Origin of the sequence: Nocardia sp. CDC159 (assembly GCF_023740735.1) — a bacterium.
In the GTDB taxonomy this organism is placed as follows: Bacteria; Actinomycetota; Actinomycetes; order Mycobacteriales; family Mycobacteriaceae; genus Nocardia; species Nocardia pulmonis.
The window spans coordinates 74211-100470 of the sequence record NZ_JAMRXH010000013.1 but is presented as its reverse complement, the minus strand read 5'-3'; the positions used below and the strand labels follow the sequence as shown (position 1 = coordinate 100470).

The 26260-nt window shown below is 68.8% G+C and carries 29 protein-coding genes; 9 read left to right on the top strand and 20 right to left on the bottom strand.

The features are described 5' to 3' along the window. Positions 1-33: 33 nt before the first annotated feature. The 3 genes from NDR87_RS25810 to NDR87_RS25800 all read right to left on the bottom strand — a co-directional run bounded on the left by NDR87_RS25810 (position 34) and on the right by NDR87_RS25800 (position 2661). Positions 34-723 (bottom strand): response regulator transcription factor, encoded by a 690-nt coding sequence (locus tag NDR87_RS25810; protein WP_251912777.1) that lies wholly within the window; start codon positions 721-723, stop codon positions 34-36. Further along, positions 720-1976 carry an ATP-binding protein gene (locus tag NDR87_RS25805; protein ID WP_251912776.1) on the bottom strand — a complete coding sequence of 419 codons (1257 nt, stop codon included), beginning with the start codon at positions 1974-1976 and terminating at the stop codon, positions 720-722. The genes NDR87_RS25810 and NDR87_RS25805 overlap by 4 nt, the downstream gene beginning before the upstream one ends. A 301-nt stretch (positions 1977-2277) precedes the next feature. Then, positions 2278-2661 (bottom strand): helix-turn-helix domain-containing protein, encoded by a 384-nt coding sequence (locus NDR87_RS25800; RefSeq protein ID WP_251912775.1) that lies wholly within the window; start codon positions 2659-2661, stop codon positions 2278-2280. An 89-nt stretch (positions 2662-2750) separates the two neighbouring features. Here NDR87_RS25800 and NDR87_RS25795 point away from each other — a divergent pair, with 89 nt between their 5' ends. Continuing rightward, positions 2751-3404 (top strand): NADPH-dependent F420 reductase, encoded by a 654-nt coding sequence (locus NDR87_RS25795; protein ID WP_251912774.1) that lies wholly within the window; start codon positions 2751-2753, stop codon positions 3402-3404. Between the two features lie 58 nt (positions 3405-3462). Here NDR87_RS25795 and NDR87_RS25790 read toward each other — a convergent pair whose 3' ends face one another. From NDR87_RS25790 to NDR87_RS25780, 3 genes are all read right to left on the bottom strand, one after another. Continuing rightward, complete coding sequence (locus NDR87_RS25790) at positions 3463-5520, bottom strand: CocE/NonD family hydrolase (protein WP_251912773.1); 2058 nt, start codon at positions 5518-5520, stop codon at positions 3463-3465. Positions 5521-5851: 331 nt separating this feature from the next. Beyond that, a complete protein-coding gene (locus NDR87_RS25785) occupies positions 5852-6529 on the bottom strand; it encodes a S1 family peptidase (RefSeq protein ID WP_251912772.1) in 678 nt (225 codons plus the stop codon). A gap of 242 nt (positions 6530-6771) precedes the next feature. Continuing rightward, positions 6772-7509 carry a phosphoglyceromutase gene (locus NDR87_RS25780; protein WP_251912771.1) on the bottom strand — a complete coding sequence of 246 codons (738 nt, stop codon included), beginning with the start codon at positions 7507-7509 and terminating at the stop codon, positions 6772-6774. A gap of 132 nt (positions 7510-7641) precedes the next feature. Between NDR87_RS25780 and NDR87_RS25775 the strand changes: the two genes are divergently transcribed. After that, positions 7642-7851 carry a DUF4287 domain-containing protein gene (locus tag NDR87_RS25775; RefSeq protein ID WP_251912770.1) on the top strand — a complete coding sequence of 70 codons (210 nt, stop codon included), beginning with the start codon at positions 7642-7644 and terminating at the stop codon, positions 7849-7851. A 2-nt stretch (positions 7852-7853) separates the two neighbouring features. Here the strand turns inward: NDR87_RS25775 and NDR87_RS25770 are convergent, their stop codons facing one another. The 5 genes from NDR87_RS25770 to NDR87_RS25750 all read right to left on the bottom strand — a co-directional run bounded on the left by NDR87_RS25770 (position 7854) and on the right by NDR87_RS25750 (position 12483). Beyond that, positions 7854-8759 (bottom strand): ROK family protein, encoded by a 906-nt coding sequence (locus NDR87_RS25770; protein ID WP_251912769.1) that lies wholly within the window; start codon positions 8757-8759, stop codon positions 7854-7856. 53 nt (positions 8760-8812) lie between these two features. Continuing rightward, positions 8813-9307 (bottom strand): YbjN domain-containing protein, encoded by a 495-nt coding sequence (locus tag NDR87_RS25765; protein ID WP_372494167.1) that lies wholly within the window; start codon positions 9305-9307, stop codon positions 8813-8815. Beyond that, positions 9304-10719, bottom strand: coding sequence for a D-inositol-3-phosphate glycosyltransferase (mshA, locus tag NDR87_RS25760; RefSeq protein ID WP_286014042.1), 1416 nt, complete (start codon positions 10717-10719; stop codon positions 9304-9306). The genes NDR87_RS25765 and mshA overlap by 4 nt, the downstream gene beginning before the upstream one ends. Positions 10720-10956: 237 nt before the next feature. Beyond that, entirely contained in the window at positions 10957-11649 is a 693-nt protein-coding gene (locus NDR87_RS25755; protein WP_251912767.1) for a carbon-nitrogen hydrolase family protein, read from the bottom strand. 9 nt (positions 11650-11658) lie between these two features. Then, complete coding sequence (locus tag NDR87_RS25750) at positions 11659-12483, bottom strand: alpha/beta fold hydrolase (protein WP_251912766.1); 825 nt, start codon at positions 12481-12483, stop codon at positions 11659-11661. A gap of 83 nt (positions 12484-12566) precedes the next feature. On the opposite strand from NDR87_RS25750, the gene NDR87_RS25745 reads away from it, so the two are divergent. Continuing rightward, positions 12567-13301, top strand: coding sequence for an SDR family NAD(P)-dependent oxidoreductase (locus tag NDR87_RS25745; protein ID WP_251912765.1), 735 nt, complete (start codon positions 12567-12569; stop codon positions 13299-13301). A gap of 322 nt (positions 13302-13623) precedes the next feature. On the opposite strand, the gene NDR87_RS25740 is transcribed toward NDR87_RS25745, so the two are convergent. Both NDR87_RS25740 and NDR87_RS25735 read right to left on the bottom strand, forming a co-directional pair. Next, positions 13624-14829 (bottom strand): Ig-like domain-containing protein, encoded by a 1206-nt coding sequence (locus NDR87_RS25740; protein ID WP_251913226.1) that lies wholly within the window; start codon positions 14827-14829, stop codon positions 13624-13626. Between the two features lie 108 nt (positions 14830-14937). After that, entirely contained in the window at positions 14938-16026 is a 1089-nt protein-coding gene (locus tag NDR87_RS25735) for a UDP-N-acetylmuramate dehydrogenase (RefSeq protein WP_372494180.1), read from the bottom strand. Between the two features lie 44 nt (positions 16027-16070). On the opposite strand from NDR87_RS25735, the gene NDR87_RS25730 reads away from it, so the two are divergent. The 3 genes from NDR87_RS25730 (at position 16071) to NDR87_RS25720 (ending at position 17953) form a co-directional block, all read left to right on the top strand. Further along, a complete protein-coding gene (locus NDR87_RS25730) occupies positions 16071-16556 on the top strand; it encodes a DUF2505 domain-containing protein (RefSeq protein ID WP_251912764.1) in 486 nt (161 codons plus the stop codon). Positions 16557-16637: 81 nt separating this feature from the next. Continuing rightward, positions 16638-17153 carry a DUF2505 domain-containing protein gene (locus NDR87_RS25725; RefSeq protein WP_251912763.1) on the top strand — a complete coding sequence of 172 codons (516 nt, stop codon included), beginning with the start codon at positions 16638-16640 and terminating at the stop codon, positions 17151-17153. 23 nt (positions 17154-17176) lie between these two features. After that, positions 17177-17953 (top strand): class I SAM-dependent methyltransferase, encoded by a 777-nt coding sequence (locus NDR87_RS25720; RefSeq protein ID WP_251912762.1) that lies wholly within the window; start codon positions 17177-17179, stop codon positions 17951-17953. Positions 17954-18043: 90 nt separating this feature from the next. Here the strand turns inward: NDR87_RS25720 and NDR87_RS25715 are convergent, their stop codons facing one another. Further along, positions 18044-18652, bottom strand: coding sequence for a hypothetical protein (locus tag NDR87_RS25715; RefSeq protein ID WP_251912761.1), 609 nt, complete (start codon positions 18650-18652; stop codon positions 18044-18046). Between the two features lie 114 nt (positions 18653-18766). Between NDR87_RS25715 and NDR87_RS25710 the strand changes: the two genes are divergently transcribed. After that, the gene (locus NDR87_RS25710; protein ID WP_251912760.1) at positions 18767-19528 is read left to right on the top strand and encodes a DUF2993 domain-containing protein; all 762 of its coding nucleotides are present in this window, start codon (positions 18767-18769) and stop codon (positions 19526-19528) included. Here NDR87_RS25710 and deoC read toward each other — a convergent pair whose 3' ends face one another. Beyond that, positions 19529-20215, bottom strand: coding sequence for a deoxyribose-phosphate aldolase (gene deoC / locus NDR87_RS25705; RefSeq protein ID WP_251912759.1), 687 nt, complete (start codon positions 20213-20215; stop codon positions 19529-19531). A gap of 104 nt (positions 20216-20319) precedes the next feature. Here deoC and NDR87_RS25700 point away from each other — a divergent pair, with 104 nt between their 5' ends. Next, complete coding sequence (locus NDR87_RS25700; RefSeq protein WP_251912758.1) at positions 20320-20865, top strand: GNAT family N-acetyltransferase; 546 nt, start codon at positions 20320-20322, stop codon at positions 20863-20865. A gap of 47 nt (positions 20866-20912) precedes the next feature. Continuing rightward, positions 20913-21803 carry a formyltetrahydrofolate deformylase gene (gene purU / locus NDR87_RS25695; RefSeq protein WP_251912757.1) on the top strand — a complete coding sequence of 297 codons (891 nt, stop codon included), beginning with the start codon at positions 20913-20915 and terminating at the stop codon, positions 21801-21803. A 232-nt stretch (positions 21804-22035) separates the two neighbouring features. On the opposite strand, the gene NDR87_RS25690 is transcribed toward purU, so the two are convergent. The 5 genes from NDR87_RS25690 to NDR87_RS25670 all read right to left on the bottom strand — a co-directional run bounded on the left by NDR87_RS25690 (position 22036) and on the right by NDR87_RS25670 (position 26171). Beyond that, positions 22036-23070 (bottom strand): alpha/beta fold hydrolase, encoded by a 1035-nt coding sequence (locus NDR87_RS25690; RefSeq protein ID WP_251912756.1) that lies wholly within the window; start codon positions 23068-23070, stop codon positions 22036-22038. A 277-nt stretch (positions 23071-23347) separates the two neighbouring features. Further along, positions 23348-24370, bottom strand: a complete 1023-nt coding sequence (locus NDR87_RS25685) for an alpha/beta fold hydrolase (RefSeq protein WP_251912755.1) — start codon at positions 24368-24370, stop codon at positions 23348-23350. A 150-nt stretch (positions 24371-24520) separates the two neighbouring features. Continuing rightward, the gene (locus tag NDR87_RS25680; protein ID WP_251912754.1) at positions 24521-24817 is read right to left on the bottom strand and encodes a DUF2516 family protein; all 297 of its coding nucleotides are present in this window, start codon (positions 24815-24817) and stop codon (positions 24521-24523) included. Between the two features lie 134 nt (positions 24818-24951). Continuing rightward, positions 24952-25632 carry a heparin-binding hemagglutinin gene (locus NDR87_RS25675; protein ID WP_251912753.1) on the bottom strand — a complete coding sequence of 227 codons (681 nt, stop codon included), beginning with the start codon at positions 25630-25632 and terminating at the stop codon, positions 24952-24954. Then, positions 25629-26171, bottom strand: a complete 543-nt coding sequence (locus tag NDR87_RS25670) for a helix-turn-helix domain-containing protein (protein WP_251912752.1) — start codon at positions 26169-26171, stop codon at positions 25629-25631. Before NDR87_RS25670 ends, NDR87_RS25675 begins: the two co-directional genes overlap by 4 nt. Positions 26172-26260: the final 89 nt, after the last annotated feature.

Here is a 26260-nt window from a genome sequence, read left to right as displayed (position 1 = left end):
CTCGGCTTCCGAGGGGCATTCGCGGTGACGTCCTCAGGCCTCGAGCTTGTAGCCCAGCCCGCGCACGGTCACCAGATGCTCCGGCTTGGCCGGATCCGCCTCGATCTTGGACCGTAACCGCTTCACGTGGACATCGAGGGTCTTGGTGTCGCCGACGTAGTCCGCGCCCCAGACCCGATCGATCAGCTGCCCGCGAGTCAGCACGCGGCCGGAGTTGCGCAGCAGGTACTCCAGCAGGTCGAACTCCTTGAGCGGCAGGGTGACCGGCTTGCCGTTGACCTGCACGGTGTGCCGGTCGACATCCATGCGCACCGGCCCCGCCTCCAGCACGCCGCTCTCGTTCGAGCCGTCGATGTCCTCACCCGCGCCGCGGCGCAGCACCGCGCGGATGCGCGCGATCAGCTCGCGCGACGAATACGGCTTGGTCACGTAGTCGTCGGCGCCGAGCTCCAACCCGACCACCTTGTCGATCTCGCTGTCGCGAGCGGTCACCATGATCACCGGCACGCTGCTGCGGGTCCGCAGCTGCTTGCACACATCGGTTCCGCTCATACCGGGCAGCATGAGGTCGAGCAGCACGATGTCGGCGCCCGAGCGGTCGAATTCGGCCAGCGCGGACGGGCCGTCGCCGACTACCGTGACCTCGAACCCCTCCTTGCGCAGCAGGAATGCGAGCGGATCGGCCAGCGACTCCTCGTCCTCGACGATCAGCACACTCGTCATCGGGTTGCCTCCACACCGTTGGGTCTGGCCCGCCCTGCGGGGCGCGGGCCACTTTCCTTCTTGCCCACCTGGATGGCGGTGGGACTCTTCTTCTCCGCCGGATCGGCGGAATTCTGGTCGTCGGTTTCGACCGCGGGGATGCGCAACGTGAACGTCGAGCCGGTCCCCAGTTTGCTCCACAGGGTGATTTCACCGTTGTGGTTGGCGGCCACGTGTTTGACGATAGCCAGCCCGAGCCCGGTACCGCCGGTGGCTCGAGAACGGGCCTTGTCGGCGCGGAAGAAGCGCTCGAACACCCGCTCCTGATCCTCCTTGGCGATACCGATTCCGCGGTCGGTGACCGCGATGTTCACATATCCGCCGCGCAGCGAGCGGCTCACGGATACGTGCGAACCCTTGGGGGAATAGTTGATCGCGTTCTCGACCAGATTCGACAGCGCGGTCACCAGCAGCGGCTCGTCGCCGAGCATTTCCAGCCCGCTGTTGCGATCGGTGCTGACGGTGATTCCGGCGGCCTCGGCCGCGGTGCGAGAACGCTCGATGGCGGCATTGACGACCGTATCGACGTCGACGGCCTCCAATTGCGGCAGTTTCTCCGCACCCTGCAACCGCGACAGCGCGATCAACTCGGTCACTATCTTGCCCATGCGCCGGGTCTCGGCCAGCAGCCGCTCACCGAAATGCCGCACCGAATCCGGATCGTCGGCCGATTCCAGCAGGGCCTCGGCCAGCAGGCTCATCGCACCGACCGGCGTCTTGAGTTCGTGGCTGACATTGGCCACGAAATCGCGCCGGGTCGCCTCCATCCGCGCCTGTTCGGAATCGTCGTCGGCGAACAGCACGATGAAGCTGGACTCCTCGCGCGACAGCGGACGGGCCACACCGCGCACCGCGATTCGCCCGCGACCGGGCGCGGGGTGTTTGGCGGTCAGATCGAAATCGGCGCTTTCCCCAGAGGTGATGACCTTCTCCACCGCGGCCCACGCGCGCTCGTCGAGCAGCCGATCGCGGACCAGGCCGAGTTCCTCGGCGCGCGGATTCACCAGCACCACGTCGCGGTATTCGTCCACGACCGCGATGCCGCTTTCCGAGGCGAGCACGATGAGATCGAGCACCTGCGACATGGTCAGGCCGGAATCGATCTCGCGCCCCTGCGCGCGCCGGGCATTCACATAAGGGATGAGCAGGCCACCGACGGCCAGGCCTACGACGGCCGCGAGAATAGCCAGCAGCACGGCCTGGGGAACGCTCACAATTGAATCGTACGGTCGCGGACGCGCGCGCCAAGTCCGGGTTCGCGAAGTTTCGCGCAGGTCACGGGCCCTTACGCGGTTGTTAGCCGAGCGTTTACGCGGAGTTCGGGCCCGGCCGCGGCGTTTCCGCCCGGGACCTTCCCGACCCGAACTACCATCTCGCGGCCACTTTTCCTTGCAGCGCCGCTCATCTCACGAACATGCGAAGCCGACGTGAACTGTCATCCATTGTGCCCACGCCCGACGGCATCGGCCGCGGTCGCCGGTAACTGTGATATGCGCCTCATTCGTCGCCGCTGCTTCATTCGTCCTCGGATTCGGCCAGCCCCGCGAGGACGGTTTCCCCGTGCCGATCCACCCAGGCGCCGAGGGCGTAGAGGGGTTCCAGCAGATCTTTTCCCGCCGCGGTCAATTCGTATTCCACCCGGGGCGGCGCCTCGGCGTAGCGACGCCGCTCGACCAACCGCATGGCCTGCATGCGGCGCAGTGTCGTGGTGAGCATCTTCTGGCTGATACCCCCGATGCTCGCGCGCAGCTCGCCCGGGCGCATGGGCCGGTCGCGCAGGGCGTACACGATGACCGGAAGCCAGGAGTTGCCGAACAGATCGGTCCCGATCCGGGCCGGGCAGTCGGCGACATAGTCTCCATAGGGCGGGAAGGTCACCCGCGGGTGCGCGCTCGTCACCGTTTCAGCCTGTCAGCGGCGTTGCGCACCCGGAAGTGCCTATTCGAATTCCTACCTTCTCAACCGACATCGTCGACAGGGAGTTGGATATGCGAATCGGAATTGTGGGCGCGGGCGCGATGGCATGGGCGCTCGGCGGCGGCTGGGCCGCGGCGGGACACGAAATCCGGGTCGGCACGCGGTCCCCGGAGCGGGCGGCGGAGCTGGCGGCGCGGATCGGGCACGGCGCACGCGCCGGAAGTATCCGCGCCGCGGCCGAATTCGGCGAGGCGGTGCTGCTGGCCGTCCCCGTGGCCGCACTGGACGCGGTGCTGGCCGAGACGGGAGCGCTGGCCGGTCGCACGGTGATCGACTGCACCAATGCCTTCCAACCGGACGAGGGCGGCTTCGTCCTGTCGGAACCGGCCGTAGCGGAACGGATCTCGGCGGCCCGGCCCGGGGCGAAGGTGGTGAAGGCGTTCAACCTCTGTGCCGCCGAGGTGTGGGCGAGCGGGCAGCCGCGCGAATTCGACGGACGGCCACTGTCGGTCCCGCTGTGCGGGGACGACGGCGACGCCGTGGATCTGGTCGCGCGACTCGCGGCGGATCTGGGGGTGCGGCCGTTTCGCGCCGGGGGCCTGCGCCGGGCCCGCTATCTGGAGGCGACGGCGGCCTTCATCGTCGGCCTCTGGTTCGCCGGTGACGATGCCCGCGCGATGTTCCCGCCGGTGACGGCCGCGTTCGCGCATCCAGACGGGATCTGAAAAAGTCCCGGGAGCGCACACCGTTGTGCGCGCCCGGGACAGCCTGGGGGCGTCGGAACTACCAGCCCGGATTACCGCGGACGGGGATGTTCACGAAGCTCGGGGCATTCGGATCCAGTTGCAGGTGTTCGGGTTTCAGGCCGGTGTCGACCAGCAGGGGTGTGATGGGCACGCCCTTGGGGAAGTTGCCCGCGAACACATCTATCCGCAGCCGATGGCCGGGCGCCAGCACCGCCTGGGTGCCGGACAGGCCGATATCGAGCGTGGTCGACCGGCCCGGCACGGTCGGCTGCCGCCGATCCAGCGAGGTGTACGGGCGCGGGTCGGTGTAGTCGCCATTGGCCGAGCGAGCGCTGAGCGAGTCGTCGATCTCGCGCATCGACGCCAGCAGCTGTCCCGAGGAGAGCACGGTCGACCGACCGTCGGGGGCGACGTCGTTGACGGTCACCGTCCAATAGCCGTCGGGTGCGTCCTGAATCGTGTTGAGCCGCACGGCGATCGGTCCCGAGATGGTGGTGGTCTCCGCCACGGGGGCGCTGGTGAAGGTCAGAGCGTTGGATTCGGCGATGCGCGAATCCTTGGCGCACGCGTCGAAGACGGCCAGCGCGCCGATGGTCGCCTGCGCGGCGTCGTTGGAGCACAGCGTGGTGAGGCCCGGCGCGATGGTCAGCCGCGCGCTGTCGGCGTCGGGCGCACCGGTCAGGGAGCCGTCGTAGACGCTGTTCGCGGTGCCGCTTCGGTTGGCGGACAGATACATTCGCCGATATTCCGCGGCCTCCTGGGCCGGGGCGGTGATCCCGAAGCCGTCCTGGGTGGTCCAGCCGCCGCTGCCCTGCTGGTACAGCGTCACCGGACCGTAGCCGTCGATGCCGTTGTCGATGCCCTTGAGCCACTTGTCGAACCACGCGCGCTGCAGCACATCGATCCGCGGCGGCAGGCCGGGCTTACCGTACTCGTTGCCCGAGCTGATGTGGTAGGTGTTGCCCATCAGCAGCTGCTTCTGGCCGGGCGGCAACGGAATCTCGTTGTAGATCTTGGATTCCGAGTAGGTGAACAGGTCGTGCCAGCCGCCCACGACGAAGGTCGGCGTCTGCACCCGGCTCGGATCGCCCAGCCACGCCCGCCGCTCGGCGGAGAACTCCGACAGCAGGTTTCGCACCCGCGGATCCAGATCCTCCATCCGCACACTGGCATACGCGTTGAGCAGCACGTCCATGTAGGTCAGCGGGCTCTCGGCCCGATCGGACAGCCACTGGAAGTCGAATTTGCCGTTCACCAGCGACTGCACATCCGGCACCCATTTGGTGGCGTTGATCGCGGTGAGCCACAGCGGAATGAAGTTGAAGCCGAAGCCGCTGCCCGGGTTCAGCACGTCCTGCACCAGATCGCTACCCGGCACGACGGGGAAGATCGCCTTCAGCGCGGGCGGGCGCTTCTCGGCCGCCTGCACCTGGTTGATGGCCGAGTAGGAGATGCCGCTCATGCCGACATTGCCGTCGGACCAGGGCTGCTTCGACGCCCAGTCGATCACCTCGACCGAGTCCTGCTGCTCGCGCTGGCGCAACATATCCCATTCGCCCTGGGAGAAGCCGGTGCCGCGGGCGTCGACGACGACCTGGGCGTAGCCGCTCCTGATCAGCTGGCGATCGACCGCGAAATTGCGCAGTTCACCGCCGCCGAAGGCCTTGGTGAGATCGGTGACGCCCGACAGCGCGGTACCGCTGAGATCGATCTGCCGGAACAGGTTGATCAGCGCATCGGACAGGCCCGGCACCGAGATCGCGTGGTCGGCGAGATTGCTGACCAGCTTGGTGTAGGGCGTGATGTTGACGACGACCGGCGTCCGGATGTCGATCGGTCGACCGGCGGCATCGGCGGGCCGGTAGACATTTGCCTTCAGCACGGTGCCGTCGCTCATGGTGATCGGCACGTCCCACTGGATGTTGATGCTCGGGTACTGCTGCGGGCCGTCCTCGGTGGCGGTCCACATCGCACCGGCCGCACCGCCGTCGGGTCCGGTCGAAATCGGTGCCGCGCTCGCGGTGCCCGGGCCGAAGAACGGGAGAGTCACGGTGGTGGCCACCGCAGCCACTGTGGCGCGCAGCGCGTACTTCATCGGACGTGATCCACCTCTCGAAATGGTCGAACGTCCGGGAGTTTAGCCACGTCTTAATCTGTTGCAAACCCCTGGTTACACCAACTGAAGCGAATTTCTCTCAGATTCTCATCCGACTGGAAACTCGGTAGTGACCTGGCTGATTGCCTACCGGAAATGACCCGTACCACTTCCGACCGGCCCGTATGTGACTGCCGCCACCCTCGCCCAGGGATCATTTCCGATAACCAGCAATGTGATAGCTACGGCAGCGTAGACGTGATGAGGCTCACGCGGGACGCAGTCCGAACGGAGGCGGTGGCGGACCCGCGGGCCGCCACCGCAGCACCCGTCAGAACAACCGGAAGCCCGCCCCCGGACCGCCCTGGCGGTCGATATCGCGCAGCACCACCTGCATGGTGGTGGCGGCGTCGGGCTGATGGATCAGATCGCCCGCGCCCTGGCAGGAGGGCAGCTCGACGGTCACCGGGCCGACCTGGAAGTCCTTGCCCGCCACCACCATTCCGATCAACTGATCACCGCGCAGCACCGGCGAGCCGGAGTCGCCGTGATCGGCGCAGACGTGGCTGGCGAACCACATCGGATGGGTTTCCCACACGATGCCGCAGGTGAAGCCGGTGGTGCGGCCGTTCTTGCAGACATTGTCGCCGACCGCCGGACCGGCCCCGACGGAGTTGATCACCGACTGCGCGACGCTGCGGGTGGGCACCACCTTGGCCGGGTCGAATTCGATGATCGCCCAGTCCATATCCTCGCTCTTGGCGGTGATCCGGCCGATCACCCCGGCCTTCGGATCGTATTCGGCCAGCAGCCGCGAGCCGACCTGGCCGCAGTGCCCGGCCGTCAGGCCGACGAGCCGGTCGGCCGTATCGAAGCCGATGGCGGTGAGGGTGCAGTCGGCGGCCTTACCCGGATCGTCGAGCTGCTCGAGGATGATGCCGGAACCGCCGCCGAGCGTGACCGGCGCGGCCGCGGTGGCCGTCCCGGCGGTGAATGCGGTGGTGGCCACTGCCGCCACCGCAGCGGCGGCCCAGGAAACGAGTCGGGCCCTACCCGCTGCGAACATGTGCATCTCTTTCTGCGCTGAGTCGTCGAACCAGCGCCGGGCAGCGACGAGCTCCCGTGCGATGGATCGAAATATCCCCTGGCAGAAAGCATTTCAGCGACAGCCCGACGCTGAACGGGTGGACACTACCAGGGCTGGGCGACGTTGCCCAGCCCCCTTACGCGTCCACGAGATGAACGGGCCGCCTATTTGCCGCCCTGGCTCGCGACCGCCGCCGCACCGGCCGCCGCGGCCTCCGGGTCGAGGTACTCGCCCGGGCCGACCGGGCGCAGGTTCTCGTCCAGTTCGTAGCGCAGCGGGATGCCGGTCGGGATGTTCAGCCCGGCGATGTCGTCGTCGGAGATGTTCTCCAGGTGCTTGACCAGCGCGCGCAGCGAATTGCCATGCGCGGCAACGAGTACGGTCCTACCCGCCAGCAGTTCCTTGGAGATGGTCGACTCCCAGTACGGGACCATCCGGGCCACGACGTCCTTCAGGCATTCGGTGCGCGGCACGTCGATGCCCGCATAGCGCGGATCGCCGTCCTGGCTGTATTCGTCGTCGAGGTCGATCGGCGGCGGCGGGGTGTCGTAGCTGCGCCGCCACAGCATGAACTGCTCGTCGCCGTACTTGTCGCGGATCTGCGCCTTGTTCTTGCCCTGCAGGGCGCCGTAGTGCCGCTCGTTGAGGCGCCAGTCCCGCACCACCGGGATCCAGTGCCGGTCGGCCGCGTCGAGGGCCAGATTGGCGGTGCTGATCGCGCGGCGCAGCAGCGAGGTGAACACGATGTCGGGCAGGATGCCCTGTTCGGCCAGCAACTCCCCGGCGCGCTTGCCCTCGGCCTGACCCTTCTGCGTCAGATGCACGTCCACCCAGCCGGTGAACAGGTTCAGGGCGTTCCATTCGCTCTCGCCGTGGCGCAGCAAAACGAGGGTGTACGTCATGGCCGTCATGCTAGCCGTCCGCCGCCGCGAGCTTCAGGCCGTACCAGTGGGCGTTCGCCCGAGGGCCTGGACGTGACACTCGACACACTCACGCGGCGATCAATTCCCGCGGGCGGCCTCGTCGTCACGGGCATGAGTGCGAAGAACACCGCCCCGAAGGGCCCTGCCTCCTACTTCCCGTCCATCGAGAAGAAGTACGGAAGGCCGATCGGCGAATGGCTGAAACTGATCGAGGGCTCGGAGCTGACCAAGCATATGGAGCTGGTGGCCTGGCTGAAGAACGACCACGGCCTCGGGCACGGACATGCCAATGCCCTGGTGGCCTACGCCCGCGCCGCCTGAGCTCAGTCGTCCTCGTCGGTGGTGGCGTGACCGGCGGCCAGGACGCCCGCGCCGACCAGGGTGGCCCCGCCGGTGATGCGTGACTTCGTCACCCGCAGCTCGCGCAGGAAGCCCAACCGCGCGTGTTTCGCGAGCGCCGCGCGCATCGGATCCCACAGCGGCGCACCGGATTCGGCGAAGCCGCCGCCGATCACCACCCGATCGATGTCCAGCAGCGCGGCCGCGGACGAAATCGCCTGCCCCAGTGCGGTTCCCGAGCGATGCAGGGCGGCGAGGGCAATGGCGTCGCCCACCTGGGCAGCCCGCGCGAGGTCGACGCCGGTCGTTCCCTCCCAGCCCTGCGCACGCGCCCAGCGCACCGACGACATGCCGCTGGCCACGGCCTCCACGCAGCCGATGCCGCCGCAGCCGCACGGATCGTCCCAGCCGGGCACGACGATATGGCCGATATGACCGGCATTTCCGGTGCGGCCCACCGCGACCCGGCCGTCGATGATGATGCCGCCGCCGATTCCGGAGGAGACGGTCATCGCCAGGCCGTCGCGCACGCCGCGCAGATCCCCGATGTGATGTTCGGCCAGCGCCAGACACGCGCCGTCGATGGCGAAGCGAATCACGGCCCCGGGGAACAACTCCTGGACCGATGCCACGATCGGGAATCCGGACTTCCACTCCGGAATGTTCAGCGGCGCGGTGATTCCCGAGCGCACATCCACCGGCCCCGCCGAGCCGATCCCGATCGCGGTGATCCGGGCGTCCCCGGCCACCTCGCGCAGCAAGGCCCGGCACGTCTCCCACACCTTGGTCCGCGGCACCTGCACCTGCCGCACGTCGCGGACCTGCCGCCCGGCCTGCACCACTCCGGCCGCGAACTTCGTCGCGCCGATATCCAGGGCCAATACGGTCATGCCGAGATCACCTTTCGCGCCGGTGCCGGGGGGTACAGCCGCAGAGCGTAGGGCTATTCCTCGACCAGATGCTCGAACGCCCGCAGATTCTTCAGCGACTCGCCCCGCGACACCCGCCACTTCCATTCCCGCCGAATGGATTCCGCGAAGCCCAGCTCCAGCAGCACGTTGAAGTCGGCGTCGACGGCCTCGAGCACCTGCCCGAAGACGCGGTCCAGTTCGTCGGCGGTGACGGCATGGGTGGCGATCCGCCCGACCAGGTAGATATCGCCGACCCGGTCGAGGGTGTAGGCCACGCCGTAGAGGCGGCGGTTGCGGCGCAGCAGGAATTTGTAGACGCCCTCGAAGTTCTCGTCGGGCTTGCGGCAGACGAAGCTTTCCAAGCGCACGCCGTGTTTGCCGACGGTCAGCATGACGGTGGTCTTCAGCTTGCGCTCACCCGGAAGCACGACGATGAAGGTTTCCGCACCCTCGCGCGTGTACTCCACCTCGCGCTCGACGAGGGTGTCCTCGATAACCTTCGCGGTTTCCCGAATCGTGTCCGTCACCGACGCACCGCTCCTATCCGGCGCCGCCACAGCGCCCGCGACCTGGCTTGATTGCTCTCTGCCAGCAACGTACCCGCCAGTCGCGATCGCACACCTCGATACCCCGCCAGCGCCTCGGAATAGCTGTCCAGCAAACCCTCGGCCGTATGTTCCCAGGAGAAGTTGGCGGCGTGCTCGATCGCGGCCGCCCCCATCAGCTCCAGCCGCCGCGGATCGTCGAGCAACCGGCGCAGGCCCGCCGCCCATTGCGCGGTGCTGTGATCGGGTACCAGCAGCCCCGAAACCCCGTCGCGCACAGCGGTTCCCAGCCCGCCGACCTGCGCGGCCAGCACGGGCGTCCCGCTGGCCTGCGCCTCGATGGCGACCAGGCCGAACGATTCGTTGTAGCTGGGCACGGCCACCAGATCGGCGGCGCGGTAGACCTGCACCAGCCGATGCGGCGGCTGGGGCGGCAGGAACGTCACCCGGTCCGCGATGCCCAGTTGCGCGGCCAATTCGATCAGCGAATCGGGGCGCTCCAGCCCCGTGCCGGACGGACCGCCCACGATCAGCACCCGCAGCGCCCGCCCGGGCTCGGCGGCGAGTACCTGTGCCGCGGCGCGCACCAGCACGTCGGGCGCCTTGAGCGGTTGGATCCGGCCGACGAAGGCGACGATCTGCTCGCGCGGGGACAGGCCCAGTTCGGCGCGGGCGACCAGTTTCTCGCCGGGCCGATAGCGCGCCAGATCCGCGCCCGGCAGCACCACGTCGATGTGTTCCGGTTCCGCCCCGTACAGCTCGACCAGCTGCCGGGCCTCCTCGGCGGTATTGGCGACCAGGCGATCGGCCTCGGCGGTGATCTGCTTCTCGCCGATCTCGCGGGCCGCGGGTTCGGGGGTGTCGCCCTCGGCCAGATAGGCGTTCTTCACCGCGGCCAGGGTGTGCGCGGTGTGCACCAGCGGCACTCGCCAGCGGTCCCGGGCCAGCCAGCCGACCTGACCGGACAGCCAGTAGTGCGAATGGATGAGGTCGTAGTGGCCGGGCTGGTGCCGGGCCTCCTGCCGCAGCACCTCGGCCGCGAACGGGCACAGCTGGGTGGGCAGATCGTGTTTGTCGAGCCCCTCGAACGGTCCGGCCACGACGTTGCGCACCAGCACCCCGGGTGCGGCCTCGACGACCGGTTCGTCGTTGGAGGAGGTGGCGCGGGTGAAGATCTCCACCTCGACGCCGCGCCGGGCCAGTTGGATGGCGGTTTGCAGCACGTAGACGTTCATGCCGCCCGCATCGCCGGTGCCTGGCTGCGCGAGTGGTGAGGTGTGCACCGACAACACGGCGATCCGATGGGGCCGTAGGTCCGCGCGTTGACTCACCACTCCAGTGTGCACGTCCGGAGGAATGCCCCGATGCGACCTACACCACCAAGTGACTGCCATCACAACCGCATTGATCGCCGCGTGCAAGCCGCATCGTGAGGGCTCGGAACGAGCCATGCGGACGAGAGCCTGGCAAACATCAAGCGACACAACCGCGCAGGTTCGTCGGCACCGCGAAATGCCGCTCGACACAATGGCGTTCGAGGGGCGTCCCGGCCGGGGGACGTGCGTTCCCCCGGCACTCGACCGAGGGCGTCACTCGGCGCGGTTCAGCGCGGTGACAAGCCTTACCCGCGATCAGGCCGAAAAGGTATGCCAGACGAGATCCCCCGGCTCCGGGCCCGCCTCCGCCAGCAGCTCACCGGTAGCCGACCAGATGCCCGAACGCCCGCAGGTCCGGTCGAAACCGCCGCCGGTCGGGCACGCGAAGGCCGCGATCGCGACCCAGACGCCGTGATCGGCCGCCACCCGCCGGGCCCGTTCACCGGCCAGTTCGGCCTCGTGGTCGGCGTTCACGACCCCGGCGACGTAGCCGTCCATGCCGAGTTCGGCCGTGCGGGCGGCGTGCTCGGGAAACTTGGTGTCCAGGCAGACCGCCAGACCGAGCCGCCAGCCGTCCACCTCGAGCGCCGCGTGCTCGCCGGGGACGAAGCGGTGTGACTCGCTGCCGTGCAGATGAACCTTGCGATAGACGATCGTGGCTCCGTGCGCGTCCACGCCGAGCACTCCGATGTGCGGGCCGGATACCGGCGCGCCCGCGAGGGCCAGCGCACCCGTCTCGGCGCAGGCATCGATGATCGGCGCCAACCGGTCGTCGTCCGGGGTCACGATCTCGGCATCCAGTTCGTAGCCGGTCAGCGACAGTTCCGGGAAGACCACCACCCGGGCGCGTGCCTCGCGTATCGCCTGGGCATGTTCGACGGCATTCGCGACCACGTCGTGGGCGACGCATTTGGGTTGGGCGACAGCGATTTTCAGTTCTCGGCGCATATGCGAGCCCTAGTTCAGGCCGTCGGCGAACGCGCTCACCTCGGCGACGAAGCGGTCCGGATCCTCGACGAACAGGCCGTGCTGCGCGCCTTCCCAGTAGGACGTGCGCGCATCCGGCGCCGCCTCGGCGATATAGCGGCCGTTGTCGATGGGCACGACCGGATCGGCGGTGCCGTGCAGCACCAGAACCGGAACATCCAGTGCGCGAAGGGTTTCGGTGTTGTCGACGGTCCGATAGAACAGCGCCTTGCGGACCCGCGGCGGGGTCGAGAGGCTGCCGCCGAACAGCCGCTGCGCGTCGGCGCCCTTGTCGCGCGCGCCGCCGGTGTTGGCGCTGCCGAAGGCCGAGAAGCCGCGCACCGCCTTGCCCGCGCTCTCCTCGAAGACGTCGGGAATGGCCTTCTGCATGGCCGGGCCCGGTTGCGCGCCCGGAACGCCGCGGCCGATGCCCGCCTGCGAACCGCAGTACACGACGCCCGCCACCGCGCCGGTGCCGTAGGCGGTCAGATAGTCGGTGAGCACGATGCCGCCGTAGGACCAGCCCAGCAGCACCGCGCCGGTCTCGATGCCCTCCCCCGCCAGGACGGCCGCGATGTCGGCGGCCCAATTCTTCGGATCGTCGTAGCCGGTCTCGGGCGCGCCCGAGTAGCCGTGGCCGCGCAGGTCGACCGCGATCACCCGGAACCGCCGAGCCAGTTCCTCGGCCGCGACGCCCCAGTTGAGCAGGTTGCCCGCCCAGCCGTGCAGCAGAACCAGCGGCCGCCCGTCGGCCGGTCCGGTCACCCGGTAGACAATGCTGGTTCCGTCCGCGCTCACAACTTCCCGAATCGCCATGAGGTCAGGCTAGTTCCCCTCGAGCGGGTGGAACCGGTCACCACCGGATGCCCCGCGACGTGGGCTGACCCTAAGCTCGGGCCATGAGCACTCGTACCGCCGTCGTCACCGGGGCCAGCTCGGGCATCGGGGAAGCCACCGCCCGTGAGCTCGCCAAACAGGGCTACCACGTCTATGTCGGAGCACGACGCGTGGATCGGCTCGAGCGGCTGGCCGCGGAGGTCGGCGGGACCGCGCTGCCGCTGGATGTGACCGACGAGGATTCGGTGCGAGCGTTCACCGATGCCGTCGAACGGGTGGACGTGCTGGTCAACAACGCGGGCGGCGCGAAGGGCCTGGCTCCCGTCGCCGAGGCCGACCTGGACGACTGGCGCTGGATGTGGGAGACCAATGTGCTCGGCACCCTGCGCATCACCAAGGCCCTGCTCCCCAAGCTGATCGCCTCTGGCGACGCCCTGATCGTCACGATCACCTCGGTAGCCGCCTTCCATGCCTACGACAACGGCTCCGGCTACACCTCCGCCAAACACGCCCAGGCCATCCTGCACCGCACCCTGCGCGGCGAACTCCTCGGCAAACCCGTCCGCCTCACCGAAATCGCCCCCGGCGCAGTGGAAACCGAATTCTCCCTGGTCCGCTTCAACGGCGACGCCGACCGCGCCGCCAAGGTCTACGAGGGCATCGATCCATTGCTGGCCCAGGACATCGCCGAAATCATCGGCTTCGTAGCCACCCGCCCCCCACACGTAAATCTGGACACCATCATCGTCAAACCCCGAGACCAGGCCGACCCCGGCCGCTTCGCCCGCCGCCCGTAACCCCGCTCGCTCCGCTCGCGGGGAATGAGGAACCTTCCCGCGAGGAAGAAAGAGGTTGCCCCGCGTGGGAACGGCGTCACTCACGGGGAACAAAGACACCGCCAGGTGGAGTACGGCGTCTCTCCACCTGGCGGTGTCTCCCCGCCCGACAGCATCCCCCGGCCCGGCAGCGCCCCCGTCCGGCAACATCCCTCCGCCCGGCAACATCCCTCCCCCCGGGCGATGCCCCTCCACCCCGGGAGGCCTCCAGACTTACCCGGCGAGGGCCTCCCGTTTCCCCGCGGAGGCCGCTCTCAATTCCCCGCGAGCGAAGCGAGCGGGGTTAGTTGCCGCCGCGGACTGGGCCGGGGGGGACGGGGGTGGCCGAGACGGCTGTGGAAGGTTCGCCCTGGAGGGCGGAGAGGGATTTCCAGGTTTCCCAGTCGATGGTCCAGTCGTAGATGTCGCCGTCGGCGGCGGAGAGGGGGATGGAGGTGCCGGTTACTTCCACCGGGTCGCCGTACATGGCGGTGGGGAAGTATTTCTGGGCGTCGGCGGTGCTGAGGTTGATGCAGCCGTTGGTGACGTTCGAATTGCCTTGGGCGGAGGCGGATTCGGGGTTGGCGTGGATGAATTCGCCGTTGTTGGAGATGCGTACGGCCCAGCGTTCGCGGACGTTGGTGTAGAAGGGGGGATTCGACATGAGGAAGTCCTCGTACTTCTCGGTCACCACGTGAATGCCCGAGCGCGTCACGTTACGCGGCTCGTTGCCCTCGCCGTAGCTGCACGGGAAGTCGAAGATCGTCTCGCCATCGCGGATCACCCGCACGCGGTGGCTGGGCGCGTGGCCCTTCACGATCTGCGCCCGGCCGATCTTGAACTCCGAGGTGAGATCCGAAGCGCCGTACGCGCCGCCGCCGAGGTCCAGGCCGTAGAGCTTGGCGCCGAAACTCACCTCCGTGCCGGGCGCCCAGTAGTTGCGCGGCCGCCAGTGCGCCCGCGAACCGCCGTTCTCGTCCGGCAGCCAGGCCCAGCCGCCCTCGGTCGGCGGCGTCGTGGTCACCGTCAGCGCGCGCTCGGCGGCGGCCTTGTTGGCGACGTGCCGCTTGAACTGCAGGATGATCGGGGCCGCGATGCCGACCTGCTGACCGTCGCCGATATTGATGGTGGCGGGTACGGTCTGCTTCGGCTGCACCGTGGTGAACTTGCCCTCGATCGGCACGGGCTTGTTGTCGGTGCCGACCGCGGTGCCCGACCAGGTGTAGGTCACGCCGTAACCGAGCGGCTCGCTGACCTTGAAGCTGCTCCGGTCCGGCGACAGTTCGCCCTTGACCTGCTTACCGCTCGGATTGGTCAGGGCCACCTGATCGATGCGACCACTGGCCACCGAAACCGATACGGGCGCGGTCGGATTGACGTCACCGCTGCCGCTGCCGGGCTCGAACGTCACCTTGGCGACCGGCGGCTTCTCCTTCGGCGCGGCCTTGTCACCCCCGCCGTTGCCGCTCGAACATCCGGCCACCAGCGCGGCCGTCGCCAGCTGAGCCATCCCGACCAGCAGGGCACGTCGGCCAGTTATTTCTCGAATGCTCACTTCCTCGAATTTACCGCGAAGTCGCGGCGGGCCCAGCCCCCAGTCCGGGCGGCAAACCCTCGGCTAGAGCGTGACCCCCACCGTCACGGGCTCGGGTTCGAGCCGGATCCCGAACCGCTCGGCCACCCCGTCGCGCACCGTGCGCGCCAGCCCGACCAGGTCCGCCGCGGTCGCCGAGCCCCGATTGGTCAGGGCCAAGGTGTGTTTGGTGGACAGCCGCGCGGCCGCCTGCGGCCCCGGGAATCCCTTGGCGAATCCGGCCCGCTCGATGAGCCAACCCGCGGAGAACTTCACCCCGTCGGGCGCCGGATAGGTGGGCACTGTGACATCACCCACATGCGCCGCGATGGCCGCGCGCACCTGGGCCTCCCGCTCCGGCGGCACCACCGGATTGGTGAAGAACGACCCCGCGCTCCAGGTGTCGTGATCGTCGGGATCGAGCACCATGCCCTTCCCGGCCCGCAGCCGCAGCACCGCCGCGCGCACCTCGGCGGCCGGGCGGCGCTGCCCCTCCTCGGCTCCCAGCGCCTGGTACAGCTCCCGATACCGCAGCGGCGCGCTCGACCCATCGGGCCGCAGCGCGAACTCCACCCCCAGCACGACCGCCCGATCGCTGTGCTTGAGAACCGATGTGCGGTAACCGAATCCGAGCTCACCCGGTTCCGCCCAGCGCACCTCGCCGCTCGCCCGATCCAGCAACCGCACCCGCCGCAGCAACTGCTCGGTTTCCACGCCGTAGGCCCCCACGTTCTGCACCGGCGTCGCACCCGCCGACCCCGGAATCCCGGACAGGCACTCCAGCCCGCCGAACCCGGCATCGACCGTCGCCGCGACGACCGCATCCCAATTCGCCCCGGCCTCGGCGACCACCCCATCCGCGCCGAGCTCCACCCCCTCGGTCACGATCCGCACCACCACCCCGCCGAACCCGGCATCGGCGATCAGCAGATTCGATCCGCCCGCCAGTAGCAGCACCGGAATCCCGGCCGTATCGAGGGCGCGCACGGTCGCGACGAGCGCCTCGGTCGTCGCGCAGTCGGCCACCGTGGCCGGACCGCCGACCCGCAGCGTGGTCAGCTCCGCCAGGCGCACCGAATTGCGCACCCGCGCACCGGTTGCGGTGAGCAGCTCGCTCACTTCCTCGAACGGCACCACCTGAGATGTACGCACGACCACAGACGGTAGCGTGTTCGCTCATGGCGACACCCCTGGCGTACACCGCTCACTACTCGCATCCGGCCGCTGCCGTGCGTGCGGCGATCGCCGACGAGCAGTATTGGAAGGATCGCATCGCCGAGGTCGGCGGCCCGGGGGCGCGGATCGACGGCTTCGAGGTCTCCGGCGATCAGCTGCGGGTGCAGATGGTGCAGTCGATCGCGGAGGCGGAGCTGCCCACCGCCCTGACCTCCGTGCGCCCGGGCGATCTGATCATTCCCCGCACCGAGACCTACACCGGCAGCTCGGGCCTGTTCGAGGCCCACGTCGACGGCGCGCCCGCCGAGGTCCGCGGCACGGTCACCCTGACCGGCGACGACAGCTCGGCCACGATCAGCGTCGAGGGCACGGTCGAGGTGAAGGTCCCGCTGTTCGGCAAGAAGATCGAGGCCGTGGTCGCCGAGAAGCTGACCGAACTGCTCGCCGCCGAGGCCGAGTTCACCGGTAACTGGATCGCGACGCACTGATTCGGGCGAACCGGTAGCAACCGGGCCTCGTCGGAGCGGCGGAGCGAGTCCGCCCGGTCGTGCACGGTAATCTGACCCGCCATGGCCCGTCGACTGGACTACTCCGCTCGCTATCCGCTGCACACCACCAAAGAGGTGTACGCGGCCCTGTCCAACCGCGCCTACTGGGATGCGCGGATGGAGGAAATGCGCAAGTACTCCCCCAATGACGTGGTCAGCCTGGAGGCGGGCGACAACGGCATCGAGGTGGTGCTGCAGCATGTGCTGCCGCGCGACATGCTGCCCGACATCGCCCAGGCGGTGATGCGCAAGGATATGGTGATCACCCGCAAGGAGACCTTCGGCCCGTACGGTCCGGAGGTCACCGGCGAATACACCGCATCCATTCCCGCGGGTCCGGGCACCCTCGGCGGCGTCATGCATCTGTTCCCCACCGACACCGGCTGCACGCTGCGCACCTCGTCCACGGCCAAGGTGTTCATCCCGCTGCTCGGCCCGAAGCTGGAACAGCTCATGCTGATCAATCTGGTCGACCTGCTGCGCGCCGAGGCCGAGTTCACCACGCGGTGGCTCGAGGAGCAGAACCCGACGGCCTGAGCCGTACGGTCCGGAGTTCGTGCGTGCGTAGTAAACCGATCGGCGCGATCACGCGCGGTACCACCGGCATCAATCGCCTGCGGCGCAGCGATCGCTGGGTCGTGCACGACACCCTGGTGACCGCGCGGCTGCGCGCGGCCGCCGATCCGCTCGTCGTCGATCTGGGCTACGGCGCGAGCCCGGTTACCACACTGGAGCTGGCGACTCGGTTGCGCCGGGTGCGCCCCGATGTCCGGGTGGTCGGCCTCGAGATCGATCCGGATCGCGTCGTCCCGGCCCGAGACGGCGTCGTATTCGCCCGGGGCGGTTTCGAATTGGCGGGCCTGCGCCCGATTCTGGTGCGCGCCTTTAACGTACTGCGCCAGTATCCGGAATCGGCCGTGCCCGAGGCATGGTCGACCATTCTGGCGGGCCTGGCCCCGGACGGCCTGCTGGTCGACGGCACCTGCGACGAGCTGGGCCGCCGCTGCGCGTGGGTCCTGCTCGATCGCTCCGGCCCGCGGTCGCTGACCCTGGCCTGGGATCCGTTCACCGTCGAGCGACCCTCCGACATCGCCGAACGCCTACCGAAGGCCCTCATCCACCGCAACGTCCCCGGCGAGCGCATCCACACCCTGCTCACCGCCGCCGACCGCGCCTGGTCGCACGCCGCCCCGCTGGCCCCCTACGGCCCACGCGTGCGCTGGCGCGAGACGGCAAAGATGCTGCGCGAGCAGGGTTTTCCCGTGCACGACTACCGTCGTCGGCTACGCGACTGCGTGCTGTCGGTGCCGTGGGAGACCGTCGCGCCGACGAAATGAACGCGTCCTCGTCATCCCGTCGGTCCGACGTCCCGGCATGCCCCATGCCGGGATCTCGCCCGAACCACGCCGGAACGGCGCGGCGGCGAATCACGCCCGAGCGAGCGCCTGCCGCACCCGCGCCGCGGTGCGCGGCGGCAATCCCGCTGCGGCGGCGCGGATCTCGGAACTCGCACAGCGGCGAATGGCCACCGCATCCCCCACCACCTCGTCCAGCGCGGCCTGCCCGATACCCGTCTCCGCGAGATCCAGCACCGTCCGCACCGGCGTGGTCACCAGGAACGTCCCCGCCGATTCCACCTCGTCCTCGCGCAACGCCCGGCGCAGCACGACCAGCCGCGGCGCGCTCGGCACCCGACCCGATCCGGCCGACAGATGGACGAATCGCGGGCGCAGCCGGCCCAGGCCGTGCAGTTCGGCCGCGCTGTGGTGGGAGATCGCCGCGTCGCCCTCGAACCACGCCGCCCACATGGCGTATTCGTCGAGCGGGCCGACCGGCCAGTCGGCCATCCGCAGCAGGCCCACCCCGGCCCGGATCACCTGCCCGTCCTCGAGCGCGGCGCGGATGCGGGACTCGCAGCCGGTGCGCAGCACCAGCCGGGTGGTGAAGTATCCGGCGTGCCGCCCCGCGAGCTGCCGCAATATCGACCAGCCCCGTTCCGGATCGCGGATACTGCTGGCGGCGACTTCCCCGGACATGTGATCCAGGCTACGCCCGGATATGTGCGGTATGTCACAATTTGACGCTCTCTCGTGGAATCCCTTCACCCGCCCCACAGAACGGGCTCAGAAAGCTCGGGAAGAATCGGTGCCATGAGTTCGACTCCTCCTTACACCGCGGTAGGCCCCGCCCCCGGCACCCCGGCGGGCGGCCCGCGCACCCGCAACGTGCGGCGGATCGTGCTGATCCTCGGACTCGTGATCGCGCTGGCCCTGGTCGGCACGGCCGCGGCCGCGGAGACCTACTACCGCCGCCAGAGCTCCGAATGCCTGGCCGCGCAGGTGGAGAAGGATCTGGGCAGTAAGGTCGCGGTGCGCTTCGGCCCGAAACCGTTGCTGCTCACGGCGATCGACCATCAGGTCCAATACGTCGATCTGAACAGCGACGACGCCAAGTTCGGCCCGGCCGTGGGCATGAAGGTGCACGCCCGGCTCAACGACATCAACCTGGTCGACGGCGGCCGCGGCGGCGCCACCGTCGACAACTCCAGCGCCGACGCCACCTGGAGCAACGAGGGCATCGCGCAGACGCTGAAGGGCCTGGTCTCGGGCGTGCAGTCCGACCCGGGCACCGGCACCCTGGACGTGAAGGTCCTCGGTGGCCTGGCCGACCTGCGGCTGCGGCCGCAGATCGTGGGCGACCAGATCCAGGTCAGCACCCAGTCGGCGCAGCTGCTCGGGCTCGGCCTGCCCACCGATCTGGTCGACGGCATCGTGCAGCTCATGACGCAGAGCCTGCAGAGCTACCCGCTGGACCTCAAGCCGACCGCCATCAAGGTCACCGACAGCGGCATCGAGGTGAAGCTGACCGGCGGCGCGACCCGGCTGCAGGGCAGCGGCGACGCCCGCTGCTGATCACTCCGGGAAGCCGTCGAGCACCTCGGCCGACCGCGACAGACCCAGCCGGGTGGCCCCGGCCGCGACCAGCTCCGCCGCGGCCTCGGCCGTGCGGATGCCGCCGCTGGCCTTGACGCCCAGCCGCCCACCGACGGTCTCGGCCATCAAGCGCACGGCATGCACGCTGGCACCCCCGGCGGGGTGAAATCCCGTGGAGGTCTTCACGAAATCGGCCCCGGCCCGTTCCGAGGCCCGGCAGGTCTCGACGATCGCCTCGTCGGGCAGCGCGGCCGCCTCGATGATCACCTTGAGCAGCGCCTTGTCGCCGATCGCCTCGCGCACGGTCACGATATCGGCCAGCACCGCGTTGTAGTCCCCGGCCAGCGCCGCCCCGATATCGATGACCATATCCACCTCGGCCGCGCCCTGATCCACCGCCAGCCGCGCCTCGGTGCCCTTCACCAGCGAATGATGTTTCCCCGACGGGAAACCCGCGACGGTCGCGACGACCAGACCCGGCGCGCGCACCGGCAGCATCGACGGCGACAGGCACACCGCGTACACCCCGAGCTTGCGGGCCTCGTCGATCGTCGCGGCCACTTTCTCGGCGGTGGCCTCGGGCGCGAGCAGGGTGTGGTCGATCATCGCCGCCACCTCCCCGCGGGTCAGCGCACGGTTTCCGGATTCGCTGGTGCTATCGGCCATGGGGACAGAGTCTGGCACATATGCGTTGCGGGCAGCCTCGGCCGTCCCGCACACTCGTAAGGGACGGCCCGGCTGGGCCACTCATCGGGGAGGAGAATGTCAGGGTGCTGATCCGTCGGGAACGGGCCGCCGACATCCCCGCGATCGATGCGGTCCATCGCGCCGCCTTCGCTCGTGAATATCCGAACGGCAATCCCGAGGGCACCCCGCGGGCGGGCGCCGATCCCGCGGAGGTCGACCTGGTCCACAAACTGCGCAGCGATGCGGGCTGGATTCCGACGCTGTCGATGGTCGCCCAGGTACACGACCGGGTCGTCGGCCACGTCTGCCTCACCCGGGCCAGCGTGGGCCCGTTTCCGGTGCTCGCGCTCGGGCCGATCGGGGTGCTGCCCGAACAGCAGGGCGCGGGCGTGGGTTCGGCGCTCATGCACGCCGCGCTCGGCGCCGCCGACGCGCTGGACGAGCCGCTGATCGGCCTGCTCGGCCACCTCGACTACTACCCCCGCTTCGGCTTCGTCCCCGGCTCCCGGCTGGGCATCGTCCCGGACATGCCCGAATGGACCTCGCATTTCCAGGTTCGCCGCCTGGCCACCTATGAATCGGGCATTGTCGGCGAATTCCGTTACGCCGAGCCGTTCTACGCGTTCTAGCCCGGGCTGGTACGGGCGGGCCGCTCCCGTTTGAAAGGATGGAGCCCATGAGCTCCACCCCCGCGAACCCGGATGACCGTCGTTACGTGCTCGCCCTCGGCTGCCTGGATCGACCGGGCATCATCGCGCGCATCACGTCCTTCATCGCCGAGTTCGGGGGGTCGATCGTCGAGGCCGGATACCACTCCGACACCGAATCCGGCTGGTTCTTCACCCGGCAGGCGATCAGGGCCTCGACCGTGCCGTTCTCACTCGACGAGCTGCGCACCCGGTTCGCGGCCGTCGCCGACGAGCTCGGCCCGCGGACCGAATGGCAGCTACTCGATTCCGGCGAGCGCCGCCGCGCGGTGCTGCTGGTGAGCCGGGACGGCCACTGCCTGCACGATCTGCTCGGCCGCGCCGCCAGCGGTGAGCTGCCCGCGACCATCGAGGCCGTCATCGGCAACCATCCGGATCTGGCGGAGATGACGCAGGCGCACGGGATCAAGTTCCACCACGTCCCGTTCCCCGCCGATCCGGCCGAGCGCGGCCCCGCCTTCGACCAGGTCCGCGAACTCGTCGACGCCCACGATCCGCACGCGGTCGTGCTGGCCCGCTTCATGCAGGTGCTGCCCGCGCAGCTGTGCGAGCACTGGGCGGGCCGCGCCATCAACATCCACCACAGCTTCCTGCCCTCCTTCGTCGGCGCCCGCCCGTATCACCAGGCCTTCGCCCGCGGCGTCAAACTCATCGGCGCCACCTGCCACTACGTCACCCCGGAACTGGACGCGGGCCCGATCATCGAACAGGACGTCATCCGCATCGACCACGCCGACACCGTCCGCGATATGGTCCGCCAGGGCCGCGACATCGAACGCGTAGTCCTCGCCCGCGGCCTGCGCTGGCACCTCGAGGGCCGCGTCCTGGTCCACGGCCGCCGAACGGTGGTTTTCAACTAAACGCCGAAAACCCACGGTTTACGTTTCGCAACAACAAATTTCGCAAGCACATGGATAACTCACCGCGGGAGAGCCAAGACCGGGCGCCCTTGACCGGCCTTGGCCGACAGCCCGGACAACCGTGCTGCCGCCCATCCCCCGCGGTTATTCGGGGAGGTCTCGCTGCCTCCAGTTTCCGCTTCCTGGACGCGTCAACCGGAGTTGGTGGATAACGCTTTCGGCGAACACACCGTCACGATGCCGCGGCGCCGCCGACGCGCAGGCCCGGCACGCCCGTGCGGGCCAGGCGGATCAGGCGGTGCAGTTCGGTGTTGAATTCGTGCGGGGCCTCGATATTCGGTAGGTGACCGGTCGGCAACAGAACGTAGCGGTCCAGGGAACCGTTGGCGGCCAGCAGATCCGCGATCTCGCGGGAGTGGATCTGCGGCAGCAGCTTGTCGAATTCCCCGGCGACGACGACGGTCGGCACGGTGATGTGGGCGGCGGCCTCGGCCAGATCGAGTTTGGCCAGATCGCGCGCGACCGCGCCGCGCACGGCCGGATTGCAGGAGCGGACGATGGCCAGGCCGAAGGCCACGGCCTCGTCCGTCGCGGCGGCGGTCATGATCCGATTGCGGAAAATGCCGCGCGCCGCGGCCGTTCCCGGCAGCGGGACCGGAGCGCCGAACAGCGCCTGGGCAACCCAGGTCGGTGCGGGCATCAACTCGTTGAGCAGCGGAATGATCTTGGCGCGACCGGGAATCCGGCTCGCGGCGGTGGTGGCGAGCATGATGGCCGACGCCCGCTGCGCGACCTGTTCCGGAAACCGGCGCGCCCACGCCTGAATCGTCATGCCGCCCATGCTGTGTCCGACCAGCACCGCGCGCTGGCCGGGGCGCAATACCGCGTCCAGCACGGCCGACAGATCTCCGGCCAGCTGATCGGCGCTGAAACGCTCGGAGCCCAGGGTGGATTCGCCGTGGCCGCGCTGGTCGTAGGAGACCACGCGATACTCACCGGCAAATGCGTTGATCTGCGGATTCCAGTACTCGAGGCAGCACGACCAGCCGTGGATCAGCACGAGCACGTCGCGATCGGCGGGGCCGTAGGCGTGCACCCGAAGGCGGGCGCCGTCGGCGGTCGTGACGGAAACGATTTCCGGGGACGGTGCGACGTTCAACGCGGCCGTGGCGTAGGTCCGCGACCGCAAACGCGCACTGTAGGCCGCGTTCAGGGCGTCGGCGCCACGACGGAGGCCGGTCACCGTCTCGGGCAGCTTCACCAGCATGAGCACTCCTTTGTGTCCTCCAGCACACTACCGCGCTAGCAGTAGCGCTTGCTAGTGCAAGCAGTGAAGTTGCCCGTTTTTCCGTCTCTGCACTGGTTCCGAGCGGAACTTCTGCTGCGTGCATCCCGCTTTCACCGAATACCCATTCCCGCGCAACGCAATTCCTGGGCGATCCGGCGGGTCGCCGGGATTTCCTGTTATCTGGAACACATATCGGCCCGCGGGCCTTCCCCGCTACGGTCCGTGCGGATAACGAAACGCCAACGATCCCAAGGACCTACGCGCTGACCTCGCGGATCGGGGCGAAGGTCGCCGAGAGCACTCGGGCGAGTTCGTCGTTGAACCGCTCGTAGGCCTCCACATTGCCCAGATGTCCGGTCGGCAGGACCACCATCTTCACGAAACTGCCGGCTTCCCTGAGCATTTCGGCGATCCGTTCGGAATGCACCACGGGCGTCATATCATCCTTGGAACCGGCGATCACCGTGGTCGGCACGGTCAGGTGCACCGCGGAGCGGCCGAGGTCGAGCTCGGCGAGCAGGATGCCGAATGTGGCCCGCACCCGCGCCGGGCACGAGCGCACGATGGCCAGCGCGAAGTCGGCGATGTCGCCGGTCGAGGCCAGGCTCATGATCTGTCGGCGGAACACCCACTTCACCGGCCGGATCGGCGGGAAGACGATCGGTGCGCCGAGCCCGAACCGCCCGAGCAGATCCGGCAGCGCCACCAGACCGCGATTGAACAGCGGCACCACGGTCGTCGCCGCGATCAGGCCGTGCGGGGCCGAATTCGTGAGCACCACCGCGGCCGCGCGCTGCGGGACCTGGTCGGGATGACGCCCGGCCCAGGCCTGAATCGTCATGCCGCCCAGGCTGTGTCCCACCAGGACGGCCCGCTGGCCCGGCCGCAGCGCCGCGGCCAGCACCGCGGACAGGTCGTCGGCCAGCACATCGGGGGTGACCCGCCCGGAGCCGAATTCGCTCTCGCCGTGGCCGCGCTGATCGTAGGCGATCACGCGGTAGCGCCCAGCGAACTCGTTGATCTGCGGATTCCAGTATTCGAGGCAGCAGGTCCAGCCGTGCACCAGGACGAGCACATCGCCGTCGGCGGGCCCGTAGGCGTGCACCCGCAGCCGCGCGCCGTCGCTCGCGGTGACGGGAATGACCTCGTGCGGCGCGGCGGGCGGATTCAGCGCCTCGGTGGCGTACACCCGGGTGCGCAACTGGGCGCGGTGAGCGAGCAGCAGCTCGTGCACCTGACGCGCGAGACCCGCGAACGGGTTGGGCAGCGTTGCCGACATCGAACACTCCTTTGTGTGTTACTGCTTGCCACAGTAACCCACCGAAGGGGTGCTTGCTAGTGCTAGCCGGACAGAAAAAGGACACCCGCCGTCCGCGGAGGCGAACGACGGGTGACGGGAAGCGAAACTACCGCACTCGCACGGCCGGGCTCACCAGCGCGGACCGCGTTGGATCTCGTCTACCTTGGGCCGCACGTCGGCCAGGTAGACACCGGTGGCGACGACCGCGGCGATACCGATCAATCCGACCGGCGTCCGGGCCAGGAACAGCAGCCCCAACGCCACCGCGAGGATGGTCACCCAAATCGGCTTGGTCAGCTTGTAGACGGCGGTGAACGCATCGGCGCGCTGCCGAATGGCATGGACCAGCGCAAAGATGGTCGCACCCATGGCCGCCAGCCAGAGCAGCCAGATGATCGTACTTGTCAGCTGGTACACACCGTCCATGATAGGGCGATGCCCCCGCACGAAGAGCGTGTGCGGGGGCATCAATCTTCCAGCGGCGTGCGGGGCAGCTTTGTCTGCGATACCCGGGGTGGCGGGTTCCGGAGGCGTGCGGCCTTCGGAACCCGTTGCCCGGCTTACTTCTTGGTGGTGCCGGTGCTGGTGGCCTTCTTGGCGGGAGCCTTCTTGGCGGGGGCCTTCTTGGCCGGGGCGGCCTTCTTGGCGGGGGACTCGGCGACCGGGGCGGTGGGGGCGGTTTCGTTGGTTACCGAGACGATTTCGGCCTCGACCGCGTCCTCGGTCTCCTCGACCTCCTCGGCGGCCTTGCCCAGCAGGCCGCGGGCCTGCTCGGTCACCTTGCCCAGCACATCCTCGGCGCGGGCGACGACGTCGGTGAGGGTGCCCTCGACCTTGACGAACTGCTCGTCGAAGGCGGGGTTGGTCTCGCGCAGCTTGCCCACCCGGCCCTCACCGCGCACGGCCAGATCCGAGTACAGGTCCAGCAGCTGGTGGTAGTACTGGTCGACCAGGCGGCGCAGCTCCTCGGAGGTCAGCTTCTCGCGCAGCTCGGCCACGTCGTCGGGCAGTTCCGACGGCAGCGTCGACAGGCGCTGGCGCAGCGTCTCGATGCGCTCCTGGGCGTCGGCGGGCAGGTTGGCGATGCGCTCGCGGGCCTCCTCGACCCGGCCGGACACGTCGGCGGTCGCGGCGCGCTCGCGCAGGCCGTCGACGATCTGGGCGAACGCGGTGTAGAGGGCGTCACCCGCACCCACGGTCGCGTACAGCGGCTTGGTCACGGTGGCATTGGCTTCGGTCATGATGTTTCGTTCTCCTGGCGTGGAACTTCGGTGGTGCCATCGGCGGCCTGGTGCGGAACCTCGTTGTCCCTGTTCCCCCCGGGAACGCCCCCTGTGGATTCCGTTGCGTCCCCTCCGATGTCGTTCCCCGCGTTTTCCCGGCGGAACGATTCGTAGATGTCCAGCAGCACCTGCTTCTGCCGCTCGGTGATTCCCGTATCGGCCAGCAGGGCATCCCGGACCGGGCTGTGCGGCCTCTGCTCGAGATAACCGGCCCGCATGTACAAGACCTCCGAGGAGACCCGCAGACCCTTCGCGATCTGCGCGAGCACCTCGGCGGACGGGTTACGCAAGCCGCGCTCGATCTGACTGAGATACGGATTGCTCACCCCCGCCAGCTGTGCGAGCTGTCGCAGCGAGACTTGCGCGGCTTCTCGCTGCGCACGGATGAAGCTTCCGATGTCGTGCGCCGCGTTGGCTACGCGGGCCACCCGGTCGGCCGCAGTTGTTTCTGCGGATTCCCCGGTGTTCTGATCGGAAACCTCGGGATCCTGTGCCATCACTCACCTTCCGGCGGTTGTACTGTCGATTCTAAAACGAGGTGCTAACTATTGCAAGCACTCTGCTAGCACCGGTTCGGCAAACATTC